1 protein-coding gene is annotated in these 1,659 nt (G+C 42.3%); it reads right to left on the reverse strand.

What is annotated here, in order from left to right; genetic code table 11:
* Positions 1–199 precede the first annotated feature (199 nt).
* Positions 200–1,426, reverse strand: coding sequence for an IS110 family RNA-guided transposase (locus JUF13_RS14355; protein WP_203640201.1), 1,227 nt, complete (start codon positions 1,424–1,426; stop codon positions 200–202).
* Positions 1,427–1,659: the final 233 nt, after the last annotated feature.

The following is a 1,659-nucleotide window of genomic DNA, read 5'->3' on the forward strand; positions in this document are numbered from 1 at the left end:
TTTTCTACGGCTTGTCAATAAGAATGTTGTTAAATTAACGATTTACAGTGAAGTGTTTCGGGTATTGGTTAGGTGACGAAAGAACTCGTCACCTAACCAATACCCAATCCCAATTATTTTGCTTACTTTAGAACCAGCTAAATAAGCCTTGGAGGTATTAATCTTTTTTCAAGGCTGGTATGATAGGTGATAACGAATGCTACTTCGAATGAGGGCTTAGCTCATAGGAGTAAGGCTGATTCGTTTTTATTAGGTATAGGATTGTTTTGATAAGGCGATCCATCTGACGGACGATAAGTTTCTTCTTTGAGGAAGAAGCTTCTCGTCTTTTTTGGTAAGCATCTCGGATATGGTTATTACTCATTTTAGGATTAATCATAAGAATAACTGTCCAGTACAAAATCCTTCGCGCGTGTGGATTACCATGCTTTGTGATATGTCGTGCCGATTGATGATCGCCAGAGTCTACTTCAGTTGTATCGAGCCCTACGTAGCTGTTTAACTGCTGACGAGTACGGAAACGACGTATGTCTCCTAACTCACTTATTAGTCGGATGGCGGTACTACTGCCAATTCCCGGAATAGTCTGAAGGAGTTTGAACTCTGGTAGAGACTTTCCTAGGTCTGTCATACGTGTAACCTGCTGTTCTTGCGCAGCTTCTAGTGCCAGAATTTGTTTGGCTAGAATTCTCATCTGCCGCGTATTGTCTGAGTCAACGGCAACTGCGTCGCCGTTTTTGGCTGCTAGTTTCCATAGCTTTCGTGAGGAATCATGAACCCGTTTAGGGCCAATTCCCTTAAAGCCTGCCATCACTATTTGTTTTTCCAACTCGTTAAGGTCGCCGATTTCGCGGACGATTTGTGCGTGAGGAAAAAGGGATAGAAGCTCCCAAGCTAACTTAGTGTCAAAATCGAAACCATCTTTAGCTTCTCCAAATGAAGCGAAAACGAGTTGTAACACACGATGAGCTCGATTACGAGCACGTTTCTTGTCTTCATTGAGTTGGTCATAGTAACGATTCATATCAGTCAATTCACGATAGGTTGGGTCTTGCTTGTAAGCTAATAGGTATGGTTCTAAGTGTTCTGTGAACTCGGTGATAGCTAATCTCCTGGCGTCACGTCTATCATTCTTTCTGAGGCGTGAACCTGTGGTGATGCGATTCTTAGCGACTAATGGATTCAAAATATGATAGTTCAGATGTTCTTGTTGGAGAAAATACTCTAGGCGACGTGAGTAAACGCCAGTTGCTTCAAAGACGATCTCAGGCTTACCACCGAATTGAAGCACGGCGTGCTTTAATTCATTAAAACCCAACATATCTAGAGAGATAACTGATTCCTCAACCACGACCAAGTCTGTCACAATCGCAATGTTAGCTTTGTTCTTACTCACATCAATTCCAATAATTGTTCGCATAATCATATACCTATCCTTCCGAAGTCTTCACGTATGTCTTAGTAATCTCGTTTTCAAAACCCGGCTTCAAGAGCCCAAATACTTTGATCAAATTGGCTAAGACCAGTGAAGCGGCCATTTTTTGGAACGGTCTCAAGGACCCAAAGAGCCCACGGCCTGTCTTCACTACCACTATAAAGTAATAGAGGCATAAGAGCATCCCGTCGGATAACTCTTATGCCTCTAAGCTTAGTATTTTT

Origin of the sequence: Levilactobacillus wangkuiensis (assembly GCF_016861605.1) — a bacterium.
GTDB classification, from domain to species: Bacteria; Bacillota; Bacilli; order Lactobacillales; family Lactobacillaceae; genus Levilactobacillus; species Levilactobacillus wangkuiensis.

What these genes read in the sequence shown, in the direction of transcription:
- JUF13_RS14355 (WP_203640201.1), bottom strand. Translation starts at nt 1,426, where the DNA reads ATGATTATGCGAACAATTATTGGAATTGATGTGAGTAAGAACAAAGCT.